The organism is Furfurilactobacillus rossiae (assembly GCF_013394005.1).
In the GTDB taxonomy this organism is placed as follows: domain Bacteria; phylum Bacillota; class Bacilli; order Lactobacillales; family Lactobacillaceae; genus Furfurilactobacillus; species Furfurilactobacillus rossiae.
Map to the genome: position 1 here is coordinate 799,618 of NZ_CP040586.1, position 25,457 is coordinate 825,074.

Annotated in this window: 21 protein-coding genes; 17 read left to right on the forward strand and 4 right to left on the reverse strand. The window is 45.1% G+C overall.

Annotated elements, in window-relative coordinates:
• Positions 1-80 precede the first annotated feature (80 nt).
• A complete protein-coding gene (locus LROSL1_RS03715) occupies positions 81-1,304 on the reverse strand; it encodes a multidrug efflux MFS transporter (protein ID WP_017260502.1) in 1,224 nt (407 codons plus the stop codon).
• 163 nt (positions 1,305-1,467) lie between these two features.
• On the opposite strand from LROSL1_RS03715, the gene LROSL1_RS03720 reads away from it, so the two are divergent.
• Positions 1,468-2,190 carry a class A sortase gene (locus tag LROSL1_RS03720; protein WP_178913805.1) on the forward strand — a complete coding sequence of 241 codons (723 nt, stop codon included), beginning with the start codon at positions 1,468-1,470 and terminating at the stop codon, positions 2,188-2,190.
• A 551-nt stretch (positions 2,191-2,741) separates the two neighbouring features.
• Here the strand turns inward: LROSL1_RS03720 and LROSL1_RS03725 are convergent.
• Complete coding sequence (locus tag LROSL1_RS03725) at positions 2,742-3,209, reverse strand: low molecular weight protein-tyrosine-phosphatase (RefSeq protein WP_178913806.1); 468 nt, start codon at positions 3,207-3,209, stop codon at positions 2,742-2,744.
• A 263-nt stretch (positions 3,210-3,472) separates the two neighbouring features.
• Between LROSL1_RS03725 and LROSL1_RS03730 the strand changes: the two genes are divergently transcribed.
• The 7 genes from LROSL1_RS03730 (at position 3,473) to LROSL1_RS03760 (ending at position 10,591) form a co-directional block, all read left to right on the forward strand.
• Positions 3,473-4,870 carry a UDP-N-acetylmuramoyl-tripeptide--D-alanyl-D-alanine ligase gene (locus LROSL1_RS03730; RefSeq protein ID WP_178913807.1) on the forward strand — a complete coding sequence of 466 codons (1,398 nt, stop codon included), beginning with the start codon at positions 3,473-3,475 and terminating at the stop codon, positions 4,868-4,870.
• Positions 4,871-5,099: 229 nt separating this feature from the next.
• A complete protein-coding gene (locus LROSL1_RS03735) occupies positions 5,100-6,659 on the forward strand; it encodes a DEAD/DEAH box helicase (RefSeq protein ID WP_017260498.1) in 1,560 nt (519 codons plus the stop codon).
• A gap of 200 nt (positions 6,660-6,859) precedes the next feature.
• Positions 6,860-7,228, forward strand: coding sequence for a holo-ACP synthase (gene acpS, locus LROSL1_RS03740; protein WP_017260497.1), 369 nt, complete (start codon positions 6,860-6,862; stop codon positions 7,226-7,228).
• A 1-nt stretch (position 7,229) separates the two neighbouring features.
• Positions 7,230-8,384 carry an alanine racemase gene (alr, locus tag LROSL1_RS03745; protein ID WP_017260496.1) on the forward strand — a complete coding sequence of 385 codons (1,155 nt, stop codon included), beginning with the start codon at positions 7,230-7,232 and terminating at the stop codon, positions 8,382-8,384.
• 115 nt (positions 8,385-8,499) lie between these two features.
• On the forward strand, positions 8,500-8,754 hold the full coding sequence (locus tag LROSL1_RS03750) for a hypothetical protein (RefSeq protein ID WP_017260495.1): 255 nt from the start codon (positions 8,500-8,502) through the stop codon (positions 8,752-8,754).
• Between the two features lie 68 nt (positions 8,755-8,822).
• The gene (locus LROSL1_RS03755; RefSeq protein ID WP_017260494.1) at positions 8,823-9,185 is read left to right on the forward strand and encodes a type II toxin-antitoxin system PemK/MazF family toxin; all 363 of its coding nucleotides are present in this window, start codon (positions 8,823-8,825) and stop codon (positions 9,183-9,185) included.
• Positions 9,186-9,472: 287 nt separating this feature from the next.
• Positions 9,473-10,591: an IS110 family RNA-guided transposase gene (locus LROSL1_RS03760; protein WP_178913808.1), complete on the forward strand. Its 1,119-nt coding sequence runs from the start codon at positions 9,473-9,475 to the stop codon at positions 10,589-10,591.
• Between the two features lie 984 nt (positions 10,592-11,575).
• Here LROSL1_RS03760 and cbpA read toward each other — a convergent pair.
• Both cbpA and LROSL1_RS03770 read right to left on the reverse strand, forming a co-directional pair.
• Complete coding sequence (gene cbpA / locus LROSL1_RS03765) at positions 11,576-12,214, reverse strand: cyclic di-AMP binding protein CbpA (protein WP_017260492.1); 639 nt, start codon at positions 12,212-12,214, stop codon at positions 11,576-11,578.
• Between the two features lie 199 nt (positions 12,215-12,413).
• Positions 12,414-13,376: an L-lactate dehydrogenase gene (locus LROSL1_RS03770; RefSeq protein WP_017260491.1), complete on the reverse strand. Its 963-nt coding sequence runs from the start codon at positions 13,374-13,376 to the stop codon at positions 12,414-12,416.
• Between the two features lie 292 nt (positions 13,377-13,668).
• Between LROSL1_RS03770 and pth the strand changes: the two genes are divergently transcribed.
• The 9 genes from pth (at position 13,669) to ftsH (ending at position 25,405) form a co-directional block, all read left to right on the forward strand.
• A complete protein-coding gene (pth, locus tag LROSL1_RS03775) occupies positions 13,669-14,226 on the forward strand; it encodes an aminoacyl-tRNA hydrolase (protein ID WP_161002322.1) in 558 nt (185 codons plus the stop codon).
• Between the two features lie 29 nt (positions 14,227-14,255).
• Positions 14,256-17,795, forward strand: coding sequence for a transcription-repair coupling factor (mfd, locus tag LROSL1_RS03780; RefSeq protein ID WP_178913809.1), 3,540 nt, complete (start codon positions 14,256-14,258; stop codon positions 17,793-17,795).
• Between the two features lie 2 nt (positions 17,796-17,797).
• Positions 17,798-19,417, forward strand: coding sequence for a putative polysaccharide biosynthesis protein (locus LROSL1_RS03785; RefSeq protein WP_178913810.1), 1,620 nt, complete (start codon positions 17,798-17,800; stop codon positions 19,415-19,417).
• 51 nt (positions 19,418-19,468) lie between these two features.
• The gene (locus LROSL1_RS03790) at positions 19,469-19,744 is read left to right on the forward strand and encodes an RNA-binding S4 domain-containing protein (protein WP_017260487.1); all 276 of its coding nucleotides are present in this window, start codon (positions 19,469-19,471) and stop codon (positions 19,742-19,744) included.
• 155 nt (positions 19,745-19,899) lie between these two features.
• Positions 19,900-20,283: an FtsB family cell division protein gene (locus LROSL1_RS03795; protein ID WP_017260486.1), complete on the forward strand. Its 384-nt coding sequence runs from the start codon at positions 19,900-19,902 to the stop codon at positions 20,281-20,283.
• 108 nt (positions 20,284-20,391) lie between these two features.
• Positions 20,392-20,910, forward strand: coding sequence for a S1 domain-containing RNA-binding protein (locus tag LROSL1_RS03800; RefSeq protein WP_178913811.1), 519 nt, complete (start codon positions 20,392-20,394; stop codon positions 20,908-20,910).
• Between the two features lie 231 nt (positions 20,911-21,141).
• Positions 21,142-22,527 (forward strand): tRNA lysidine(34) synthetase TilS, encoded by a 1,386-nt coding sequence (tilS, locus tag LROSL1_RS03805; RefSeq protein WP_178913812.1) that lies wholly within the window; start codon positions 21,142-21,144, stop codon positions 22,525-22,527.
• Positions 22,520-23,065, forward strand: a complete 546-nt coding sequence (gene hpt, locus LROSL1_RS03810) for a hypoxanthine phosphoribosyltransferase (protein ID WP_017260483.1) — start codon at positions 22,520-22,522, stop codon at positions 23,063-23,065. Before tilS ends, hpt begins: the two co-directional genes overlap by 8 nt.
• Positions 23,066-23,281: 216 nt before the next feature.
• A complete protein-coding gene (gene ftsH / locus LROSL1_RS03815) occupies positions 23,282-25,405 on the forward strand; it encodes an ATP-dependent zinc metalloprotease FtsH (protein ID WP_178913813.1) in 2,124 nt (707 codons plus the stop codon).
• Positions 25,406-25,457 lie beyond the last annotated feature (52 nt).

Sequence of the window (25,457 nt, forward strand, 5' to 3'; positions counted from 1 at the left end):
TATTTGTTAGATTTAATCAAAAATCCCGGCAGCCGTGAAAACATGGCTGTCGGGATTTTTAAGATTATTAAGTTAATGGTTTAATCTCGTAACGAGCGGGTGTTAAACCTGAACAAAACTAGATTTAATGCAACAATCACGCCGGTTGACAGGAACACGGCCCCGTAACCAAACGCGCCAGACACAGTTGAGCCAATCATGGGGCCAACGATGCTCCCCATTGCCATGAATGATTGATTCCATGAGAATACCCGGCCAGTGGTAGAAACGGGGGAGTTCTTTGCCAATAACGTTTGGACGGCTGGCATCATCGTGGCGTCGGAAATACCAATCAGAAAACGGAGCCCACCTAGTTCCCAAACATTTCGGACAAACGCCATCGGAATGAATACACAGATGGCAAAGACGAAACCGATGGTCAAAATACGTTCCGTGCCGATGCGGTCACCTAACACGCCTAAACGTGGTGCGGCAATGATGGTTGCAATGCCTGGAATAGCGGCTACAAGTCCGGCTACTAAGGAAACAGAGCCTTGACCGTGGAGCAGTTGCCGAACGTACAAACTAAGAATTGGACTGATAGACTGGTTGGCAACTTGAATGATCATGGTGGTAATCAACATGCCCAAAATGATTTGGGGATGTTTGAAGGAATGAATAACGTCCTTTGTTGAATTTGCTGCGCCTTTTTCAACGGGTGTGAAGTGTTCATGTACAAACAACCAGCTTAGGAAAAAGACGATCAGTAACAAACCGCCTGTAATGAAGAAAGTTAAACGATAACCGAAACTGGCTGCTAATGTCCCACCGAGCAATGGGCCCAGTAGGTTGCCGGCAGTGAAGCCGGTAACTAGTGTTCCCAGCGCTTGACCGGAGTGTTCTTTTGGCGATTCTGTAGCTACTAAGGCATTAGCGTTTGAAATGTAACCAGAAAAGACACCTTGAATAAATCGAAGGCCAATCAGTTGCCAAACATTGGTTACAAGTCCCATAGCACCAAGGACAATAGCCATCCCCAGTGATGCTCGCAGAATCATCAGTTTGCGACCCTTACGATCAGCGAGTCGGCCCCATAATGGGGAGACAATGGCGGTAACTAAATATGTAGCGGAAAACGTGATCCCGGAATAGAAATTAAGCTGAGCTGTTGAAAAATGGCCGAGCGTATCAATATACAGAGACATAAATGGCATGATTTCGCTAAAAGCCATGCCGGCAATAAATGTGCCAAACCAGAGGACAAAGATATTTTGTTCCCACGGTAGGCGTTTACGGAAAAGCTGCTGTTTAAGATGTTTGATCAATCGATTTCCTCCTTGAGTAGCACTTTACTTTAACTTAGATGGGTAATGTGGTATTTTTTCGTTAGCAAATAAATAACAAGATAATATTCTACACCTATTTTGTTAGGCATGATGACAAACGTTTAGGTGGTAAATAAAGATGTTACGTTGAAGGGAAAAATTAATGGCTCAAAAAAAGCATCGAAAAGGATCATCTGTTTGGCGGTGGCTTCGCGGCATACTATTTGTTCTTCTAGTCGCGGTGTCGCTGGTTCTGATTTTTAATGGTCCCATCACCAACTGGTTGGTCAAAACATATCGGCCAACGATCACGCGTACGGATGTCAAAAAGAATGAAAAGACTAAGGGCAATTATGATTTTCGCAGTGTGAACTCATTAGATTTGAAGACCGCTGCCCAGGCGCGTGCTAACCATAAAATTAAGGCGATTGGCTTAGTTGCCATTCCGTCGATCAAATTAAATTTGCAAATTGTTAATGGTGTGTCAGACGCTGATTTAGCATTAGCTACCGGGACCCTGAAACCAGACCAAGTAATGGGGCAGGGCAACTATGCCATCGCTGGTCATCGCATGGATCAAAAGGATGCCATGTTTAGTCCGTTATTCTGGAAGAGTCGGGTGGGTCAAAAAATTTATTTGACGGACTTAACCCATGTTTATGAATACAAGACTACGGAGCGAAAGTTTATTAAAGCGACCCGTGTTGATGTTGTGAATGATGTGCCTGGTCAAAAGCTCGTCACGTTGATTACCTGTGATGCGACGGGGGCTAATCGTTTAATGGTCCGCGGTTCGCTAGTTCGTAGCTATGCTTGGAAGGACGCTCCTGAGGCGGCACTAAAAGGGTTCAGTTACAAACAAAAGGTCGAAACGATTGCATCATAATTCCTGTTTAGACATTGTGATGCTGCCGTTGCGTCAGTGAGAAGCGTCATTCCGGGGGACCGGTCTCAGCCCGCGTTGCGGTCTTCGACCTCGTCTTTGAACCCAAGCCTAGGTTTCAAAGCGCGTCCGACAACACTAAATGGCTTAACCCGTGTCATTAAGTGTTGTCGGCACGGAAACATTCTGTTTCTCACTGACTCCACTTTCGTTGACGTTTAGTTAATCTATGAGTGAAGCAATCATATTGAAGGCTGGTTACTTTGGTTAATCAAATTAAGAACTTTTATAGAGTTAATAATGTTGAGACGTGACTTCAATATGAGCCGAAGGACGGTCGCGAAGATTCGGGGGTATCGAGGCTTCGCGGCGAGGTGAGAGACCGTGAACTTCGGGTTCGAACCGGTCCCATGCCAGAATTTCAGTGCTGACCAACCGTAGGCGCAAGGTCCATATCCATATCCATCCCTCTAAAAACATGCAAACGAAAAATGACGCTGATTCTCGACTTAGAGAGTCCGCGTCATTTCTGTCAGTAATAAAACGATGTTGAGTTAGTGATTGGCAGCGACAACCTTGTCCAGCCAGTAAGGAAGGACCTCGCTGAGCTGTCGGTAAGTCAACGCGAAATTATGGGAGTACCAAGGGTCCGGAATCTCTTGGCCAGTCTTACCAGGAACAATCTCGTAGGCCATGTGGACCTTTGACAGGTCTTCAGCAGGCGTTAGTTGTTTTAAGTTGGCCAGGTTTGAACGATCCATTGTAATAATCCAGTCGGCCCAAGCAAAATCTTTGGCGGTGATTGGCCGCGAATGAAGTCCATCCGCACTCAAGCCATGTTCGGCTAACATATGGACGGCTCCAGGATGCGGGGGATTACCTTCTTCCCAGCTACTTGTTGCCACAGAATCAACATTGATCTTCTCAGCTTGTCCGGCTTCCGCCACTAAATGGCGAAAAATCACTTCTGCCATCGGTGAGCGGCAGATATTTCCTAAACAGACAAATAATACATTTTGCATAGGTTCCTCCAAATAAATGACGTGCTTAAAAGGCTTGTTTATAGTAGTTCCTGCGTTTATTTTGCCGTGATTGATCGACTAATGCAAGCTTAGTGAATTTTTGATTATGTCGCTCACATGGTATAATCTGTTTCGACTGCAATAGTAGTTTGCAGAAACAAGTTGATGATTAGCGCAATTTAATAAATTAAGTAATTATGGATTCCATAACATCAACACTAGTATCCAGAGATGCGCATAGTGTGCGCAACGAGAGGTAAAAGATGAAAATGCAATTAGCTGAAATCGCAGCAGCGGTGGATGCACAAAATGATTTGGGCGATTGGGCATCAGTAACGGTGACATCCGTTCACTTTGACAGTCGTCAATTAACGGCAGGGGCCTTGTTTGTGCCACTTCCTGGCGAACACGATGGTCACGAATTCATTGCTGGAGCACGTGCACACGGCGCTGTTGCCAGTTTATGGGCAGTTAGTCGGGCTGCTGAAGCACCGGCTGACTTTCCAGTATTGCTGGTTGATGATCCGTTAACTGCAATGCAGGCGTTAGCCAAACATTGGTTGTCGAAAATCAATCCACAAGTAGTGGCGATTACGGGTAGTAATGGTAAAACAACGACAAAGGATATGACTGCTAGCGTTTTAGGAACGGAATTTAATGTCGTCAAAACGTATGCTAATTATAATAATGAGGTTGGTGTGCCATTTACTGTGTTATCGATGGATGCCAACACTGAAGTGTTAGTCGTTGAAATGGGTATGGACCGGTTTGGTCAGCTCGACTTTTTGAGCAAGCTGGTTCAACCAGATGTAGCTGTAATCACGATGATCGGTGAAGCGCACATTGAATTCTTTGGTACCCGGGACAAAATTGCCGATGCCAAGTTAGAAATTACGCACGGTCTTAAGGATGACGGTCGGTTTGTGTTTAATGGTGACGAACCATTGTTGACGGACCGGGCAGAGAATGTGCCAAACGAACATGTGACGTTTGGTCAACAGAGTTCCAATCACTTATATCCGACGAATATTGAACAGGACAACGAGTTCCACCAAACGACGTTCAAGGTTAATGCATGGCCTGACGAAACGTTTAAGATTCCGTTGTTGGGTGATTATAACGTCAACAACGCATTGGCTGCCTTAACAGTGGGTCAGTTGTTTCACATTCGGACGGCTAATTTAGTTAAAGGACTGGCCGAAGTTAACTTAACGTCTAACAGAACAGAATGGTTGACGGGTTTAGCTGGCGAAGCTATCTTAAGCGACATCTACAACGCTAATCCAACGGCGATGAAGGACGTTTTGACGATGTTTGGCGATACACCTGCAGCGGGTCGGCATGTTGCCGTTCTAGGTGATATGTTGGAGCTCGGTGATAATGCTGATGAATTACACGCATCGGTTGCTGAGGCATTGGATCCGACAAAAATTCAAACATTGTACCTGATTGGACCACACATGAAGGCACTGGCGGACACGGTGGCCGATCGCTATACACCTGATCAACTGCATTATTATGAGAATGATCAGAAAGCGCAGCTAACGACCGATTTAATGGCCGATTTAACTGAGAGTGATGAAGTGATGCTTAAAGCAAGTCATGGCGAGCATTTAGAGACTGTTCTCAATGCGTTGCAAAACGGCGTGACACAGGCTTAGGTGGGCGGATCTGCCAGGTTTGTTAATTAAGTTTAATGGCTGAGTTAATACTCTTAGTTGCCAAACGAGCGCTCACGCGTTAAACTATTACAGTTGCGTTTTTTAGCGTATATGAACGAAAATTGAATAACACACACAAGAATAACAAATCAAAACGGGCATCCCCACGCTTTAGCAGACGGATTTTTGCTAGTGTCGATGAAACCTTTTGATTTGAGGAGGAACTAATTTGAAGTTTGCAGAACTAGGCCTTAACAAGGCGCTATTAAAAGCCATTGATGACAGTGGCTATGAAGAAGCTACCCCAATTCAGGCAGAAACCATTCCGTTGGTTATGCAGGGATTGGATGTCATTGGTCAGGCCCAAACAGGGACTGGTAAAACGGCTGCGTTTGGGTTACCAATCTTGGATAAGATTGATACTGAAAATCCAAACGTCCAGGCATTGATTGTGTCACCAACGCGTGAGTTGGCGATTCAAACTCAAGAAGAACTTTACCGCTTGGGTAAGCACGAACATGCCCGTGTTCAAGTTGTTTATGGTGGCGCAGATATTCGCCGTCAAATTAACAGCTTGAAGAACCACCCACAGATTGTTGTGGGGACTCCAGGCCGGTTACTGGATCACATTAACCGGAAAACGGTTCGTTTGGATCACGTTCAGACGTTAGTGTTGGATGAAGCCGACGAAATGCTTGATATGGGTTTTGTGGATGATATTGAAAGTATCATCAAGCAAGTTCCAGAACAACGTCAAACATTGTTGTTCTCAGCTACCATGCCTGATAAGATCAAACGGATTGGGGTTCAGTTCATGAAGGAACCTCATGAAGTACGGATTAAGGCAAAGGAACTGACCACTGATTTAGTTGATCAGTTCTACGTGAAATCAAAGGAATACGAAAAGTTTGATTTGATGACACATCTGTTTGATGTGCAGGATCCGGACTTAACCATTGTCTTTGGTCGCACGAAGCGTCGAGTTGACGAATTGTCTAAGGGATTAGAAGCCCGTGGCTACAATGCCGCTGGGATTCATGGTGATTTGACACAACAGCGTCGTTCACAAATTCTTAAACAATTCCGTGATGGTAAGCTAGACATTCTGGTTGCAACTGATGTTGCGGCCCGTGGTCTGGATATCTCCGGTGTGACTCACGTTTATAACTATGATATTCCACAAGATCCAGAAAGCTATGTTCACCGGATTGGCCGTACTGGTCGTGCCGGTCACCATGGAACAAGTTTGACGTTTGTTACGCCAAACGAAATGGATTACTTACGTGAGATTGAAAAACTCACCAAGGTGCGGATGCTGCCCCTCAAGCCACCGTCAGTTGCCGAGGCTTTTGCTGGTCAATTATCAGCTGCCGAAAACAAGGTTGCGGACCTGGTTAAAGAGACAGATACATCCAAGTTCGATAAAGAGGCTACCGAATTACTGGATCGTTATGATGCAGAAGAATTGGTTGCTGCTTTATTGAGTAACTTGACGCCTGGTGATGAACACGATACGCCAGTTCACATTACACCAGAACGCCCATTGCCTAGTCGTCATGGTGGCGGCCGGGGCAATGGCCGTGGTGGCCGTGGTCACGGTGGTTATCGTGGTAATAACCGTAATGGTCGTAACAACCGGAACTCACGTGAACGTGAAAATGGTAACCGTGGTCGTTTTGATCACAAGTCAGGTTCCCGTAACAACAGCTCACGTAGTAACAGTTCCCGGAATGGCGGGAGCAGCAATCATGGCGGCAACAAACATGGTTACTCAATCAACCATAAATAAGGTAATAGTTGCATGAGTTAGTCTGAATGACTAATGCATTGCAGGGTGAGGATTCAGCGACACGTCAGGTGGAGCTGAATCCTTTTTTCATAGGTCGTTTTTTCACTGTGTCAGTATGCTATAATTTCCGTTAGACGTTCATGAACAGTGAATTTGCTTAACCACGCGTTGTGGTGTGATTAAGTTTTGCGGAGGTTCGGATGATTTACGGAACGGGCATTGATTTAACAGAAATTAATCGGATTCAAACACTACGGCAACGTTTTGCTGCATTTGTTCCCAAGGTTTTGACACCTGCAGAGCAAGACGTTATGAATAAGTTGAAAGGTCAGCGTCAAAATGAATTTTTGGCTGGCCGTTTTTCTGCTAAGGAAGCTTATAGTAAGGCTTATGGGACAGGGTTAGGCAGTGCCGTTGGTTTTCAAGATGTTGAAATTTTGGATGACGATGAGGGCAAACCGCATCTTACCAAACAGCCGTTTGACGGACCAGCTCATATTTCTATTTCGCATACTGAAACACTGGTCATGACAGAAGTTATTTTAGAAACTGTGGATTCGACACGGTAATATGAAAGAAGCGATTAATACGGTACCTGCACAGATTATTGGTTTACACCGACCAACGGTGGCCCACGTCAATTTAGCGGCCATCCGGCATAATGTAGAAGCAGAGTTAAAACGGACTAAGCCAGGTACGGAAATGTTTGCGGTTGTAAAAGCGAACGGGTACGGACATGGCCTTATCGAAGCCGGTCAGGCATGTTTGGAAGCAGGCGCAACAGGTTTGTGTGTGGCGATTTTGGACGAGGCACTGACGTTACGGGCGGCAGGCATTACCGTACCGATTTTGGTGCTCGGCATCACTCAGCCACAATGGGCTGGTCTTGCTGCTGAGCAGGAAATTTCATTAACAGTGGGTGATTTAGATTGGTTGGCGACAGCCTTGCCGCTACTAGAGGATGCCCAGGCTGCACCATTGAAGATTCATCTCGGTTTGGATACGGGAATGGGCCGCATTGGTTTCCAAGAACCGGCTGCTTTAAAAACGGCTGTCGACTTCTTGAGGAACCATGAAGATGCGTTTATTTTTGAGGGGATTTTCACACACTTTGCAACGGCTGATGAACAGGATACAACGTATTTCAATACGCAGTGTCAACGGTGGCAAGCGTTTATGGCGGTTCTACCAGAAAAGCCCCGCTATGTTCATGTTTCGAACACAGCGACGTCATTATGGCACGATGCTTGTAATGGGAATATGATTCGCTTTGGTGTCGGCATCTATGGATTGAACCCGTCTGGCGGCTCAATCACATCACCTTATCCATTGGAACCAGCATTGTCGTTGACGACTCAGTTTGCGTTTGTCAAACATCTAGCGGCGGGCAAATCAGTCAGTTATGGTGCGACTTATACGGCTAAGGAAGATGAATGGGTCGGCACTTTGCCAATTGGCTACGCTGATGGGTATCCACGGCGAATGCAAGGATTTCACGTGCTTGTTGATGGGCAATATTGTGAAATTATTGGACGTGTTTGTATGGATCAGTTGATGGTTCGTCTGCCACATGAATATCCAGTTGACACACGTGTAACGTTAATTGGTCAGGATGGTGAACAAACGATTACAATGCAGGACGTTGCTGATTACGCTGGGACGATTCATTATGAAATCGCCACCACCTTAGGCATGCGGGTTCCGCGGGTGTATGAAAACCGGTAAGCATCGGTAAAACGAAATATTACATTTCTGAATTGCAAACGACATTCTGTGGGCTTCATGATAGAATGAGTTTACCAAGTTGATTGGTAGTTGTAAAAATGCGGGGGAGTTAGCCATGGCAAGTGATGCACATCAGGTCCCAGTGAGTTTTAACGATACAACACTGACGGACCTTAAAGCATATTGTGAATTTTTTAGTGTTGATCAGGACCAGCTAATTAACACTGTCTTGTGCCATTTTTTAGAAAACCATGAGTCTGCTGATTTAAACAAGTTAGCTCAGGGCTACTTAGCTATGGGTCAACTGAATGAAGAAATCGCAGATGAGTTTTCTGCGTCTGAGGCAGAGGCCTCCAGACTTGACCAATAACCGTAACGGGTTAACATTGGTTTAGGAGCTGAATGCTCCGACTACATATTTTGAAGAGGGTGTCCCAATTGGCAGCAGTTGAAGTTAAACGGGGCGACATATTTTACGCAGATTTATCCCCAGTCGTGGGATCTGAACAGGGCGGCATGCGCCCTGTTTTAATTGTGCAAAACAACATTGGGAATCATTACAGTCCAACGGTGATTGTCGCCGCTATTACAGCAAGAATAAGTAAACCAAAAATGCCGACACATATCGGTATTCCGGCGGATCAAAACGGAGTGGGCAAGGATTCAGTTATCTTGCTTGAACAAATTCGCACGATTGACAAGCAACGTTTACGCGATCGTGTGACGCACCTCGATAATGGCGCCATGAAGCGTGTTGATCATGCGCTTGGTATCAGCGTTGGTTTAGTTGAACGAAATTAAATTTAAAAACGAGCATTCATGAGTTTCAAATTCTCATGAGTGCTCGTTTTGTGTTCGGGGCAATTTTTCGTGGTATTGCTTTCGCCTTCGGTTGGCCGCTTTCGAAACCGATTGTGGGACCGGTTCAAGCCGAAAGTGCACCGTCTTTCACCTCGCTGCAGAACCTCGTGAAAGGCCGAGATAATATGAAGTGACCCCCTAGATTGTCGACTCGGGGATTCAGGTTGATAATGTCTTTAGAAGAAGAACACACAACCCTACCCATAAGACAATAGGAGGTCACCACAATGACAAGTGTAGTTTACGTAGGTATGGATGTCCACAAAGCAAGCTTCAGTCTCTGTGCATTAGATAAAGACACTGGTGAAATCATCCGGGAAACTAAGTGTGCGTCGGATCCTAAGCTAGTGGAAAAGTTTGTTGATCGCTTATCGGAGGAACTTGGACCGAGAACCGAATTTCTGACTGGTTATGAGGCCGGTGTTCTAGGCTTCTCACTAAGCAAGTCATTACAGATACTTGGCGTTAACTGCGTGATTATGGCGCCTTCGACAATGTACAGCTCCGGTAAGAATAAGCGGATTAAAAATGACAAGATGGACGCGAAGATGATTGCCCGTAATCTGGCCGCTAACACATACCGCTCCGTACACATTCCGGATGAAGAAGATGATGACGTCAAGGAATTTATGCGGATGCGTAATACGCAGAAGAAGTCCGCAACCCGCATTAAGCAACAGCTTGGCGCCTTAATTTTGCGGCATGGCTTTCAGTACCAAGGTACCAAGACCAAATGGACACAAGCCCACATTGAGTGGATCAAATCCTTGAAGTTGTCTGATACGCTCCAACTGGCAGTAGATGAATATTTGATTCAGCTGGCGGAACTGATTGAAAAAATCGCGCGTTACGACCAGCTGATTGAAAAATTCTCGCACCAGGAACGTTACGAACAACCAGTGAACCGGCTGTGTTGCATGAAGGGCCTTTCAACAATGAATGCCATGACGATTCAAGTTGAGATTTCGGACTTTGAACGGTTTCCAAGTGCACCAGCGTTTATGTCGTATGCCGGGCTAAATCCATCGGAACATTCCAGTGGTGAACACACGCACAAGGGTTCAATCACCAAGCAAGGCAACTCCGTTGTTCGGACGACGCTGGTTGAGGCTAGTCAAGCTCTGGTAAAGGGACGCGTCGGCTATAAAGGGCGGCTAGTAAAGGCCCGGCAAGTAGGACAAGATGCCAGCGTCATTAGCTATGCGGACCGGGCATCGGCTCATCTTCAGCGAACTTTTCACAGAATGATTGAAGCTGGGAAGCCATATAACGTGGCCGTTACGGCAGTTGCAAGAAAACTGGCTGGCTATATTTGGGGTATGGAGACCGGACGCATTGCCGATTAAACAGATGGTACAGGAATTGCGGATTAAACTAACAACAAGGTATTAGGACAACCGAACCCAGCCACGACGAATCCATGTTGGTAGCAACAAGCTTCAGACGCATAACGGTCTGGCGAATTGCGATAAAGACTTTATGGCACAGGTTGTTAATGTGTATGGCCATACACATTAGCGTCGATCTGTGATCCACGAACCGAGATTACAACGCCTTCGACAGGACCATTAACCTGAGGTAGCCAATCCTCGTATAACAGAGTGGTTAAATGTCGAGAGACAGGGGCATCTGAAGTTTGTTAGTGCCAATGATGGAATCGAAAAAAAATTGGAGTTCGGCTCTTGACAGGGGGTCACTTCATAACAGTTTTTGCGACCGTCCGTGATGTAAACCCGAAAAAATGCATTCGGATTAACATCACCTTCACAATCGGTTTCAACGCGGCCGCCCTACGGCTGATGTAACAGTAGGTTGCCACTAGAAATGACTAAACGCTGCAAGTAAATACTAATTTCAAGGTTTGTACATCGAGGATCAGATCGTTGCGGCTTTTCCAACGCTGAGTGACAATTGCCGACGTTGATCAAATGCTGGGCTAACAATGGCGATCTTTCTTAACGGGACTTTTGAAATCGTTGCCTGTTCTTGATGAGTGCAAAGGGTATGGTGGTGAAGCAACTTAACTTTAGTAGCTGGAAGGCGTCAGTGTTGAAACCGACTGTGAAGGCGGCGTTAATTCGGTGAACTGTCCGAATTTAGGCCGCGGACGAGCTTGAAGACCCGGTTTGGGGGGCTTCAAGTCGAAGCCCAAGACGTTTTTCAGGCTTGGACTGGTCCCCACAGAAGGTTTCAAAAACTGACAACTGGAAGCGGAAAGTAAAACACTGCAATTAAATTCTTAGGGAGCAACCTTCAACAAAAAAAGGCAGCAAATTGACGAGAACGTCAATTCGTTACCTGATTTTATTAAACAGTCACCTAACTAGCGGTTATTCTGTCTTTAAGTTTTCAACTTCCGACACACGGAACTGTTTGCGATTCAATGCTTTGATGATTTTCTCGCAACGTTCTTCGTCCACATCGGCAGGAAGGGTAAACAACGTCCGGTGAACTAGTTCGCCAGCCTGCACGTCCAAAGTCATACATGAAGCGATAGACGTGTATTTAGTAATGATCTTCGACATGTTTGTCAAATCACCGCGTTCACCTTGTGATACGACGGTTAAAACATAACTCCCAACGTTGAAGTTCCAGCTTTGTGACAGCATGTCCAGCAGTCGAGTATGGGTTAAAATACCGTAAAAGTAATTGTTTTCATCCAAGACAGCAATGTAAGGCAAATCTTTGATTGAGAAGAACACCTTGAAAAAGGCATCGTTGATGGAAATAAACTTAGTCGCATTTTTTAATAGTGTTGTTACAGGGAGACTCATGTCACCACCACGAGACTTATGACGGTAAATGTGCATCTTATAGATGTTACCGCGGAAAATCTTGCCAGTTTCGTCTAGAATGGGCACACAACGAAAACCTGAATCTTCAAGAACCTTAAGTGCTTCTTCCAGTGACACATCTTCGCGGACGGTCGTGATGCTCTCGTAGGGTTTAACGAGTGTTTTTAATAACATAGATGTTCCTCCAAAAAATTAAAAAATGATAAGAATAGTTGCAATCATCATACCACATTCGGGGCATAAAAAGGGGACTCGTAAATTTATAATTCGTTTGCAATGACCTGACCGTTAACGGCAAAACCCTTTAGAATAAAAAACGTCGATGCCCGGATATTCCAAGCGTCGACGCCTTAAATGTTTCAAAGAATGTTAATTACAAACCAGTTTCCTTAAAGCCGTTTTCACGAACTTCTTTTAAGGTTGCTGCGGATTTGCGCATCTTGTCCATTTCACTGTCAGACAAAGGTACTTCCACAACGTGGTCTAAACCTTCACCGTTAATAACGGCTGGGGTACCAATAAAGGTATCAGTCAAACCGTATTGGCCATCTAGTGCTGCACCAACAGGTAAGATAGCATTTTCATCACGTAAGATGGCACGTGAGATTCGCATCAAAGCAGTGGCAACACCGTAGAAAGTGGCGCCCTTGCGGTTGATGATTTCGTAAGCCTTGTTACGAGTTTCGTCTTCGATTTTTTCAAGTTCTTCACGAGAAACGCCTTGGTCTTTAGCAATCATTGATAATGGCTTACCAGCGATTGTAGCTTCGTCCAAGTTAGCAAATTCAGAGTCACCATGTTCACCCATGATAAAGGCGCTGACGTCACGTGCGTCAACGTTAAACTTCTTACCCAAAGCAACACGTAAACGAGATGTATCCAAAGAAGTACCTGAACCGATGACACGGCTCTTGTCGAAACCGGAGAACTTCCAAGTAGCATAAGTCAAAATGTCGACAGGGTTTGCAGCAACTAAGAAGATGCCCTTGAAACCTGAGTCAACGATTGGCTTAACGATGGTTGATAAAATCTTGAGGTTCTTGTTAACCAGGTCCAAACGTGTCTCGCCTGGTTTTTGTGGTGCGCCAGCTGTGATAACAACTAGGTCGGCATCCTTAGCATCGCTGTATTCACCAGAGTAGATCTTCTTTGGTGAAACCCAAGCGAGCGCATCTTCAAGATCGAGTGCGTCCCCTTCAGTGTGGTCTTTAAGGATATCAACAATGACAAATTCTTCTGCGAGTCCTTGTTGTGCCATGGCAAATGCGTAACTAGAACCAACAGCGCCATCGCCGACTAGTACAACTTTTTGATGATTTGCAGCCAAAATAATCATCCCTTCACTTAATAAATTTTTATTTGAAACCACTGTCATTATATCATAGGGTACTTTGTGAAATACAGGATTAAGTCGTTTGTCATGAGGTTCTAATGAGTGTGGTACGACAACGTTTGTGCTATAATTGATACCTAGATAAGAGCAGGGCGTTCGCCGCACAAGGCAGGCGCTAATGGCAGCTAACCAATTCGCAAAAGTGGCTGGTAGATCACGTGATTGTGATTTACCAGCACTTTTGCATGTTTTCAAACGTTGGTTAAGTTTACAAATAAATTGAGGTTATCAAATAATGAAAATGATTGTTGGTTTGGGAAATATTGGGCCGCAGTATGACCGTACGCGACACAATGTTGGTTTTATGGTAATCGACCATGTCGCGGAAGAATATGGTGTGACGTTCAAACGTGCTAAACAAGAAGCGCTGATCGGTAGCACTTTGATTAGTGGTGAAAAGGTCCTACTGGTAAAACCGACGACATACATGAATGATTCAGGGCGTGCGGTCCGTCCGTTAATGGACTACTACGACATTCCGTTGGAAGATGTCATGATTGTCCATGATGATATGGATTTACCGATTGGCAAAATTCGTTTGCGCCAAAAAGGATCTGCGGGTGGACACAATGGCATCAAGAGCATCATTGCTTACGTTGGCACTCAGGCATTTAAACGAGTACGTGTCGGCATCGATCACCCAACGCGAATGAGCGTCGTTGACTATGTACTTGGACGCTTCACTGCTACTCAAACGATTGGTATTCGTAGTGGTATGGACGAAGCTCAAGCAGCAATTGAGAAGTGGGTTGAAGGAACAAAGTTTGACGAAGTAATGAACGAATTTAATTAATTTATCGAGTACTACTAGAAAGGTTATTTATGGAAATTCAGGATTTTTTGCGCCGTGCGCCCGAATATCAGCAAATTGTTGCCGCGACCAACATGGGACGACAATTAGTAACTGGTATTAACGGCTCAGCGCGGACACTGCTGATGGCGACCATGTTCATGGACCAGCAACAGACACAACTAATGGTGACAGACACGGCATTTCATGCTGGTCAGCTTGTGAATGATTTACAAAATTTATTGCCGGACAACCAGGTTTTTAATTTTCCTGCAGAAGAAATGTTGGCTACAGAAATTGCGACCAGTTCACCAGAATCACGGGCTGAACGTGTGCAGGCACTGCATGCGTTGCAATCTGATCAACCGGTTATGGTAGTAACGGATCTAGCTGGATTACGCCGTTTCTTACCACAACCTGCTGATTTTAAGCAGGCCAGTTTGGTAATTGAAACCGGCAAAAACTATGACATGACTAACTTGCAAACGCAGTTACACCAAATGGGTTACGGTCATGAGCAGTTAGTGGCACGACCTGGTGATTACGCGATTCGTGGTTCGATTATGGATATTTACCCATTGGACGCGGATTATCCAGTGCGGATTGATTTCTTTGATACTGAAGTGGATTCTTTGCGGACGTTTGATCCAGAAAACCAACGTAGTATTGATACGATTGATAACGTGACGGTTTTGCCGGCAACTGAATTCTTGGTAAGTGATGCGCAATTAGCTGCTGGTAAGAAAGCATTGCAAAAGCAAGTTAACAAACAGGCCGAATCGTTGACTGGCGAAGATAAGAAAGCTTTGCTAGCTCATTTTAGTGTGCTACTAGCTGATGATGCGACCCCGAGTGCCACGCCTGAATTAGGCTTGTACGCAAATTTATTCTACGATCAAACTGCTGGGCTAATGGATTACTTGCCCAAAGATGCACTAGTATTGGTTGATGACTATGGTCGTTTACTAGACACTGATCGACGTATCGATGAGGATGAGGCCAACTGGATCACCGACCGTTTGCGAACGCACGAAATGTTACCTGACCAAGACTTGAGTTTAGATTTCCGAACCGTAATGCGGGAGGTTAAACGGCCACAAGTCTTCTTCTCACTGTTCCAGAAGGGGATGGGCAATGTTCGTTTCAACAAGCTGACTAATTTTGTCAGCCGTGAAATGCAAAAGTTTTTCGGTCAGCTGCCCGTGTTAAAGGGCGAAGTTGAACGTTGGCAAAAGCAGAAGCAGACGGTTGTCATTATGGTCAACAATGAAGATCGAATCAGCAAGGTCAACGATACGCTTCACGACTTTGGTATTTCCGCTTCGTTGGATAAGGCAACTAACTTGACACCGGAAAGTGTCCAGGTCGTGCCTGCTACATTGCAAAGTGGGTTTGAATTGCCAAGTGCTAACTTGGTGGTCATTACGGAAACTGAAATGTTTGCCAAGGTGACCAAAAAACGTGCGCGTCGGCAGACTTTAGCTAACGCTGAGCGGTTGCGTAGTTACACGGAATTGAAGCCTGGTGACTACGTGGTTCACGTCAACCACGGAATTGGTCGTTTTGAGGGCATGCAGACCATGGAAGTGGATGGTGTGCACCAGGATTACATTACGATTGATTATCAAAACAATGCGAAGATCTTTATTCCGGTCACCCAGTTAAATCTGATTCAGAAATATGTTTCATCTGAAGACAAAACTCCGCGCATCAATAAACTTGGCGGAACCGAGTGGGCCAAGACTAAAAGCAGTGTGGCTCGCAAGATTGAGGACATTGCTGATGAACTGGTGGATCTTTACGCCGCTCGTGAAGCGCAAAAAGGCCATGCTTTCCCGAAGGACGATGCCTATCAAGAGGAGTTTGAAGCGGCCTTCCCTTATGTGGAAACACCGGACCAGCTTAGAAGTACGGATGAAATTAAGCATGATATGGAACGTAACAAGCCAATGGATCGTCTGTTAGTTGGGGATGTTGGTTTTGGTAAAACGGAGGTTGCACTCCGGGCTGCGTTTAAAGCCATTGAAGATGGACGTCAGGTAGCCTTTTTGGTACCAACCACCATTTTGGCTCAACAGCATTACGATACCATGGTGTCACGATTTGAAGGTTTTCCGATTAAAATTGGCATTCTGTCACGGTTTGATACGCCAAGCCAGATGCGGGCAACCTTGGCTGAGTTAAAAGCCGGCGATATTGATATCGTTGTCGGGACGCACCGTTTGTTATCAAAAGACGTTGAATTCAAGGATCTTGGCTTATTACTAGTCGATGAAGAGCAGCGCTTTGGGGTCAAACATAAGGAACGAATCAAGCAAATGCGTTCTTCAGTGGACGTCTTGACACTGACGGCCACACCAATTCCACGAACTCTGAATATGTCAATGATTGGTGTGCGAGACTTATCAGTTATCGAAACACCGCCAGCCAATCGTTACCCGATCCAAACGTACGTGATGGAATCTAGTCCGGCTGCGTTGCAGGATGGCATTGCCCGTGAAATGGCTCGCGGTGGTCAAGTGTTTTATCTGCATAATCGTGTTGACGACATCGAGCGGGTGGTTGAACAAATTCGCCAGCTGGTGCCCGAAGCGCGGGTTGCTTATATTCATGGTAAGATGAGTGAAAACCAGCTGGAAAGTGTGCTCTACGACTTCATTCGTGGTGAATATGATGTGCTGGTAACGACAACGATTATCGAAACTGGTGTGGATATTCCTAACGTTAATACGTTGTTTGTGGAAAACGCCGACAGAATGGGCTTATCTCAACTTTATCAGTTGCGTGGTCGGATTGGTCGGAGTAATCGTGTGGCATATGCGTATTTCACTTATCAACCGAATAAGGTGCTGACAGAAGAAAGTGAAAAACGGCTTGAGGCGATTCGAGATTTCACTGAGTTAGGTTCTGGATTTAAGATTGCCATGCGGGATCTTTCGATTCGTGGTGCCGGTAATTTACTTGGTCAGCAGCAACATGGGTTTATTGACTCCGTCGGTTATGATCTGTACACCCAGATGTTATCGCAGGCAGTTGCTAAGAAGCGCGGTAAAGAAGTGAAGGTTCGTTCTGATACCGAGATCGAACTAGGTGTTGAGGCGTACCTGCCAGCAACTTACATTGAAGATCAACGTCAGAAAATTGAAATTTACAAACGGATTCGTGAATTGGAAAATGAAGACCAGTACGTGGAAGTTGATGAAGACTTGATCGATCGGTTTGGTGATTACCCAACCGAGGTTGCCAATCTCTTAGCTATCGGGCACCTTAAGATGGTGGCTGATCAAGCTCTAATTAGTAAAATTCGGCGTGTGGATGACAACATCAATGTGACTTTGTCCAAACAAGGGTCTGTGTTGTTCAATGGTGAAGATATCTTTAAGGCGTTGGCTAGCACTAAATTACGGGCGACAGTCAGTGATGAAGATGGTAAGATGATGGTCAAACTTGTGATTCAACCGAAAATGACCGAAGCTCAGTGGTTAGCATCTTTGTCCGCATTTGTCAGTGCTCTGGCGGATAGGGCAGAAGAATTAGCTACTACGGCATCAACGGCTGAACGAAAGGAGTAACCATGCGCAAGCAAGCAGCCACATCGTCGCACCCTAAACGGCATCGGCAATCACGCGGTCTGGTAAACGGCGCTTTACTGTTATCCTTTGCTGCGCTGATTGCAAAGGTGTTGAGTGCATTTTACCGGATTCCGTTGCAAAACCTGGTCGGCAATACTGGTTTTTATGTCTACCAGCAAGTGTACCCACTTTATGGAATCGCGATGACGTTTGCCCTGAGTGGGTTACCGGTATTTATTTCAAAGCTCATTGCCGAAATCGATGAGGTGGCGGTTCGTCGTCAGGTTGCCAAACGGGTTTTGAGTATTTTAGCTGTCTTTAGTGGTTGTTTGTTTGGACTCCTATTCTTCGGTGCTCCCGTAATTGCGACTGCGATGGGTGATCGAGGGTTAATTCCGTTGATTCAAGTAGTGTCGGGAATGGCTTTATTTATGCCAGGTTTAGCGGTGGGACGTGGCTTCGCACAGGGACTTTTCGACATGAGGCCGACAGCGATCTCTCAGGTCGTTGAACAAGTGCTACGGGTTGCCATTATTATTGTAGTTGCCTGGTTAGCCGCTTCTCAGCATTGGATTGTGTATCGCATGGGTGCTTGGGCAATGAGTGGTGCACTGTTTGGTGCAGTTGCGGCATTGATCGTGTTTGTGCCATTTTATCAACAATTATTTGGCCAGCAGGATCAGGCCGTCCTACCAAAAGACTATGATTGGTTAGTTTTGGCTCGCAGATTATTGCGTGAAGGCGGCACAATCTGCTTGTTTGCGGCAGTCGTCTTGTTACTTCAGTTGGTTGATTCATTCACGGTCAAACGTGGTTTGGTTAGCGCGGGGATGACCCAGGCTGGGGCCAAATCACTTAAGGGTGTGTACGACAGGGCTCAGCCATTGATCCAATTGGGGCTGGTCGTGGCAACCAGCTTTTCTGCCACATTGTTGCCAACCTTGAGTGCGGCACTTAATGGGCGACGTGAAAAAGCGGTACAAACAACGTTGACGACGTTGATTCATGTCAGTGTAGCGTTGTCGGTAACGGCAACTGCGGGGTTGATAGTGTTAATGCCAATGATCAACTTGGTGTTGTTTGGCAGTATGACCGGCAGTATGGCGCTTGCCATTTATTGTTTAAGTATTGTTTTTGCAAGTCTAATCAGCACGTATAATAGTATTTTGCAAAGTATGAACCAGTATCGGCTGTCATTAACGGCCTTATTAGCTGGAGTGCTGGCTAAAGCACTATTTAACTATCAGGCGGTTGTTTCGTTTGGTATCAATGGTGCCAGTTGGATGACAGTCATTAGTTTGTTTGTCATGCTGGTGGTGATCTGGCTTGGCAGTCCAGCAGAAATGCGTGAAGCATTAACAGGCGGTCGATTTGTCCGCAAACTAGGTTTGGCAACCATGGTAATGGCTGTTATCACCGGTTTTATTGCCAATCAACTGCAGGTGTCGTTGGGACCAGGCCGAATAGCCGCCATTTTGGTTACTCTAGTTGGTGTTATCGTTGGTGTCATAACTTTTGTCGGCATGGCTTTGTGGACCCGCCTCTTCTCGACGCGTGAGTGGCTGACACTACCGGGTGGCAAACGGTTATTGAAAATCATGGTGCAGTTTGAAAATAATTAATTCTTGTGAGAGATAAAAATAAAGTAAAATAAAAAAAGTGAGGAACTAACGATGCGGTTAGATAAATTTTTGAAAATTTCCCGAATCATCAAACGGCGTCCAGTAGCAAAAGAAATTGCCGATAAGGGACGAATTACGATTAACGGTAACCAAGCAAAGTCATCCAGTAACGTGAATGTTAATGATGAACTGGTGATTGCATTTGGTAACAAAACATTAACGGTAAAAGTAGAACAATTACTAGAAACAACAAAAAAAGAGGACGCAGAAAAAATGTACAAGATTGTGTCTGAAACTTATGCCAAGGATTACCGCACTCAGGAGTAGGGCCGCCGCTTGCATAACGAAAGTACGTTCGTATTAAGAAGGACTTAAACCCTTGATGTGTAACGGAATTGTCATTTACATTCAATTTTTCCGTTGCTATACTTTAAACAGTTGCTTAGAAAAAAGTGAATCTGTGACAAGGTGGCCAAAAAACGATGGAAAACGGACAATCTGTTCATCAATTAAATAACGATTATGTTAAACGGTTACGTGAGAGCGAACGTCAACATAATCAGCAACAACATGATTTGTCCCACCGTCGTCGGCGACGTGCTTTAAGAATCATCGCAGTGTTTGCTGTGATTGCTGTGCTTAGTTTTTGGGCATATGAAAAAAATGTCGCTAATCTTAACCAGATTAATGCGGAAAATGCCAAGACAAGCCGCCAACTCAAAACAGCAACTGAAAAAAATGGTCAACTTAACCAACAGGTAAAACAATTGCATAACGATACTTATCTAACACAATTGATTCGTGATAAGTATCTTTATTCGAAGAATGGTGAGATTGTTTACAATCTACCGAAGAATTCCAAATAGTTATTTGTTGAATAACAGCCGCAGTGACTTTGTCCGCGACTGTTTTATGTTACAATCATGGTAATTTTACGATATGTATCATACTAATGCAGGAGGATATATTTTTTTATGGCAGTGGAAGTCGGTAACAAGGTTTCTGGCAAGGTAACAGGTATCACGAACTTTGGTGCGTTTGTCGATTTAGGCGAACATCAAAGTGGTTTAGTTCACATCAGCCAGATTTCGAATGAGTACATCAAAGATATTCATGATGTTCTGAATGTCGGCGATGAAGTAACGGTAAAGGTGTTATCGATGGAAAAGGGAAAAATTGCCCTTTCCATGAAGGCTGCTGAAGACCGTCCTGCAACAACTCAATCTCATGGCGAACATAGTCGTGGTGGGAATCATGAACATCACGAAAGCCATGAGGGGCACGAGTTTCATAACGGTGGTCACGACAACCACAGCAATAATCGTGGCCGCAATGAGCACGGTAATAGTCGCGGAGGTAACCGAAGCCATCAACCTGATAACAGCTTTGATGGCATGATGGCTAGCTTCCTAAAAGATAGTGAGCAGCGACTTGCGACTCTTAAACACAATACTGAAGGAAAGCGTGGCGGCCGTGGTGGTCGTCGCAGCTAATAATTTAGAGCGAGTCACTTGTGATAAAGGCCATTTGGTTGATTGACGTTAAATGTCAAAATCACAGGGACTTGTTTTGATGTAAATGATCCCATTCCCAAATCCGGGAACGGGATCATTTTTATTATTTAGTGAAAAAACTTGACCGGTATGTTGATCAAGTGGGAATGTTGGTTAAGCAACTGTTTACTGAATGGAAATTTTGCTGACCGGTCAAAAAGGAGTCAATCGATGGATCGAGTTTTACAGCAGTTTTTGACTGCGAACCAGACACATCATTTGTGGCAATCAGATGATACAGTGGTCGTTGCTGTATCCACAGGTGTAGATTCAATGACATTACTGGACCTTTTTTTAAACTTGCCAACTTTGCAACGACCTGCCGTGGTTGTCGCCCATGTGAATCATCAACTACGACAGCAAAGTGATGTGGAAGAAACCTTTTTAAGGGATTATTGCAACCAGCTCAATTTACCCCTGGTCGTTGCCCACTGGCTGTCAAAGGATCATCCGAAGGTAGGTATTGAAGCTGCGGCTCGCCGTTTTCGCTACCATTTTTTTGAACAGGTGATGACAGAGCATCATGCGACGTTGCTGGCAACGGCACATCAAGAAGATGAAATGGCAGAAACTGGGCTTATGCGACTCGTTGAAGGTCGTAGCATGATGGAACCGTTGGGGATTGCTTGGAAACGTTCATTTGGCAAGGGCGACCTGATTCGCCCATTACTTGGCATTAGTAAGGCATCCATTCGCGATTATGCGCGTCGACAAGACCTGCAGACGTTTGAAGACGAAACGAATACGCAGCTGACAACCAAAAGAAATCGGTTTCGCCATCAAATCCTACCGTTGTTAGCGTCGGAAAATCCATCGTTCAAACACGATTTTGCAAATAATTTGAATGATCAAGCCGCTGTTAATATATATTTGCAACAGCAAGCCTCATTAGCACTTGTCGGTATTGACCATTCTGTTGATGCTTTATTACGGCACCCGATGCCGACTCTGTTGCTACTACGTCAGGCGTTTTCGGAACGAGTAACTGATGCGCTGATTGCGCCAATTGAATTAGCTGCATGGCACAACGCCGTTAATGCGCTAATGTCTGCTAAGTCTGAGTTTAACGTTGACTTGGGATCAGGTTGGCAACTGTGTAGACGCTATGATGAATTCACTTTTAAACGATCCGATAATAATCAACAAAAAAACGCGTCCCGGCAACAACCAGTACGGGAAACTATGGTAACATTGAACAAATGGACGGCTGTGACAGGGACGTGTCAAGTAGGACTGTTTGACGCAAGACAAGTAGTTACCATGCAACCCAATTTTCTGAGCGTACATTTGCATGTTGACACAAGTGAATTACCATTGCTGATTCGACAGGCTAAAGCCACGGATCAGTTGGCATTGAAAGACGGTCAACATCAATCAGTTAGACGAGTATTGATCAACCAAAAATTGCCATTGGAGGAGCGTTCACATCAGTTGATTGTGACGACAGTCAACAATGAGCCATTATGGTTAGTTGGTCGTCGCGTAGCTGTCACGAAGCCGGACCATCAGTTAGTCGAAATTTGCGTGAGATTGAGGCAAGGAGTGGAACATGAATAACGACATTGAAAAAACGCTCTATAGTGCGGCAGAAATTAAGGCTGCCGCACACCGATTAGGGATGCAGTTGACAGAGGATTACCGTGACAAACGGCCCATTTTGATTTCAGTTCTTAAGGGCGCTATTCTCTGGACGGTCGACGTGATGAAGGAAATGGACATTATGGCAGAGGTAGATTTCATTGATGTGTCCAGTTATCACGGCGGTCTGGCTTCAACTGGTGAGATTCAGCTCATTCATGATTTAAGTGCGGATGTCGCGGGCCGTAACGTTATTATCATGGAAGATATTATTGACACCGGGCGCACGCTTAAGTTCTTGATCGATTTGCTGAATGAACGTCACGCTAAGGACATCAAAGTATGTACTTTACTGGACAAACCAGAAGGGCGTGTCGTTGAGGCAAAAGCTGACTATGTCGGTTTCCAACTGCCGAAAGAATTTGTGGTCGGTTATGGGCTGGACTATAAAGAATTTTATCGGAATTTACCGTACGTCGGTGTTCTTAAACCGGAAGTCTACGAGAACGATAATTAATAGTTATAAGGAATAGTGTGTTAACCGAAATGACCGTGGAACTGAGAGTCAGCGAGAGCGTTCTCAAGAAACTTTGAGAAAAGCGAAAATAAGCGTTATTTTTGTTTGGTCAAGATAGGTCAATTGTGCTATGATATGATTCATCAACGGGGATAAACCCGTTCAGTTCAGTTTTCTGGACAAAAAATACTGAATTATGCTGTCAGGAGGCACTGTATGAACTCACGCCGAAACGGACCAGTCCGCAACAGCCTGTTCTGGATCGTGATCTTCTTGTCATTTATGGGAATCTTGTATTTCTTCTTTGGCAATAGTTCCGGATCACAGACTCAGAATATTCGCTCTAGTGAATTTGTTCGTAATTTAAAGGATAACAAAATTAAGAACTTTCAGGTGCAACCTGCTGGTGGTGTTTACAAGATTACCGGTGAGTATCGGAAAGCTCAAAAAGTTTCCAATAACAGTAATTCAGCACTTGGACTAGGTAACAATCAATCCAGTAAGGCAAAGAGCTTTACCAGTTCTATTCTTGAAAATAACGCAAGTGTAAAACAGGTAACGGATGCCGCTGCTAAACATAACGTAAAGATGGACACTAAGGCAGAAGAATCTAGTGGTTTTTGGATTAATCTGATTAGTTTAATCTTACCGATTGTCTTGATTGGTTTCTTCTTCTACATGATGATGGGTCAGGCAGGCCAAGGCGGTGCTGGTGGTCGTGGCGGTGTCACGAGCTTCGGAAAGTCCCGTGCTAAACCTGCAGATCCTAAGAGCAACACCGTTCGTTTTAGTGATGTTGCCGGCGAAGAAGAAGAGAAACAAGAATTGGTCGAAGTTGTTGAATTCTTGAAGGATCCTCATAAGTTCACCACGCTGGGTGCTCATATTCCAGCGGGTGTGTTACTTGAGGGCCCGCCTGGTACTGGTAAAACATTGTTAGCGAAGGCCGTCGCCGGTGAAGCTGGCGTACCATTCTTCTCTATGTCTGGTTCAGACTTCGTTGAAATGTTTGTCGGTGTTGGTGCCAGTCGTGTTCGTGACCTGTTTGATCAGGCCAAAAAGAGCGCACCATCGATTATCTTTATTGATGAAATTGATGCCGTTGGACGTCAACGTGGCACCGGCATGGGCGGTGGTCATGATGAACGTGAACAAACATTGAACCAATTGTTGGTTGAAATGGATGGATTCACCGGTAACGAAGGTGTTATCGTCATGGCAGCCACTAACCGTTCTGACGTTTTGGACCCAGCTTTGTTACGTCCGGGTCGTTTCGACCGGAAGATCCTGGTTGGTCGTCCTGACGTTAAAGGTCGTGAAGCAATTCTGAAGGTTCACTCAAAAGGCAAGCCTTTGGCAGCTAATGTGGATCTAAAAGAAATTGCGAAACAGACGCCAGGGTTTGTTGGTGCAGATTTGGCTAACTTACTAAATGAAGCTGCTTTGTTAGCAGCCCGTCGTGGTAAGACTCAAATCGATGCGGCTGATTTAGATGAGGCTGAAGATCGAGTTATTGCTGGGCCGGCTAAACATGACCGGGTTATCTCTGACCAAGAGCGTCGAACTGTTGCTTTCCATGAAGCTGGTCATACAATCGTTGGGTTGGTACTCAATGATGCACGGGTGGTTCATAAAGTAACGATTGTTCCTCGTGGGCGCGCTGGTGGTTATGCCATCATGTTGCCACGTGAAGATCAAATGTTGATGAGTAAAAAGGATGCTAACGAACAGATTGCTGGTTTAATGGGTGGTCGTGCCGCTGAACAAATCATCTTTAACTCAGAATCATCTGGTGCTTCAAACGACTTTGAACAAGCAACCCAGATTGCCCGTTCAATGGTTACTCAGTACGGGATGAGTGACAAATTGGGGATGGTCGCTCTTGAAGGCGAAAACCAAGCTGCGATGGCTCAATATGGTCAACAGCCAAATTATTCACAAGAAACGGCTTCACTGATTGATGAAGAAGTTCGCCGTTTGACTACAGAAGGTTACACGGAAGCTGTTAACATCATTCAGAGTCATCGTGAACAGCACAAGCTGATTGCGGAAGCCTTGTTGAAGTATGAAACGTTGGATGAAAAGCAAATCCTTAGTTTGTTCAAGACAGGTAAAATGCCTGAGACGCAGCCTGCAGATGAAAATCCGCAAGCGGCAACATTTGAACAGGCCAAGAGTGCCTTGCAACAACGTGAACAGGAACGTGCGGCAGAACACGAAGTGTCAACTTCAGACTCTGCTCAACCTGATCAATCTGCAAGTGAAAGTGCAAACAGCCAAGCTAATAGTGCTGCAAGTGCGGATCACAGTGATGATTCTTCAGACTCCAACCAGTTATAATAATGAGCACATTATCGGAAATTAAGTTGTTTTCGATAATGTGCTTTTTGTT

Excerpts from the sequence above, each read along its gene's own strand:
- pth (WP_161002322.1), top strand. The coding sequence starts at position 13,669 with ATGAAAATGATTGTTGGTTTGGGAAATATTGGGCCGCAGTATGACCGT.
- LROSL1_RS03720 (WP_178913805.1), top strand. The coding sequence starts at position 1,468 with ATGGCTCAAAAAAAGCATCGAAAAGGATCATCTGTTTGGCGGTGGCTT.
- LROSL1_RS03795 (WP_017260486.1), top strand. The coding sequence starts at position 19,900 with ATGGAAAACGGACAATCTGTTCATCAATTAAATAACGATTATGTTAAA.
- LROSL1_RS03750 (WP_017260495.1), top strand. The coding sequence starts at position 8,500 with ATGGCAAGTGATGCACATCAGGTCCCAGTGAGTTTTAACGATACAACA.
- LROSL1_RS03760 (WP_178913808.1), top strand. The coding sequence starts at position 9,473 with ATGACAAGTGTAGTTTACGTAGGTATGGATGTCCACAAAGCAAGCTTC.
- LROSL1_RS03770 (WP_017260491.1), bottom strand. The coding sequence starts at position 13,376 with ATGATTATTTTGGCTGCAAATCATCAAAAAGTTGTACTAGTCGGCGAT.
- cbpA (WP_017260492.1), bottom strand. The coding sequence starts at position 12,214 with ATGTTATTAAAAACACTCGTTAAACCCTACGAGAGCATCACGACCGTC.
- LROSL1_RS03725 (WP_178913806.1), bottom strand. The coding sequence starts at position 3,209 with ATGCAAAATGTATTATTTGTCTGTTTAGGAAATATCTGCCGCTCACCG.
- LROSL1_RS03800 (WP_178913811.1), top strand. The coding sequence starts at position 20,392 with ATGGCAGTGGAAGTCGGTAACAAGGTTTCTGGCAAGGTAACAGGTATC.
- acpS (WP_017260497.1), top strand. The coding sequence starts at position 6,860 with ATGATTTACGGAACGGGCATTGATTTAACAGAAATTAATCGGATTCAA.
- ftsH (WP_178913813.1), top strand. The coding sequence starts at position 23,282 with ATGAACTCACGCCGAAACGGACCAGTCCGCAACAGCCTGTTCTGGATC.
- alr (WP_017260496.1), top strand. The coding sequence starts at position 7,230 with ATGAAAGAAGCGATTAATACGGTACCTGCACAGATTATTGGTTTACAC.
- hpt (WP_017260483.1), top strand. The coding sequence starts at position 22,520 with ATGAATAACGACATTGAAAAAACGCTCTATAGTGCGGCAGAAATTAAG.
- LROSL1_RS03730 (WP_178913807.1), top strand. The coding sequence starts at position 3,473 with ATGAAAATGCAATTAGCTGAAATCGCAGCAGCGGTGGATGCACAAAAT.
- mfd (WP_178913809.1), top strand. The coding sequence starts at position 14,256 with ATGGAAATTCAGGATTTTTTGCGCCGTGCGCCCGAATATCAGCAAATT.
- LROSL1_RS03790 (WP_017260487.1), top strand. The coding sequence starts at position 19,469 with ATGCGGTTAGATAAATTTTTGAAAATTTCCCGAATCATCAAACGGCGT.
- tilS (WP_178913812.1), top strand. The coding sequence starts at position 21,142 with ATGGATCGAGTTTTACAGCAGTTTTTGACTGCGAACCAGACACATCAT.
- LROSL1_RS03785 (WP_178913810.1), top strand. The coding sequence starts at position 17,798 with ATGCGCAAGCAAGCAGCCACATCGTCGCACCCTAAACGGCATCGGCAA.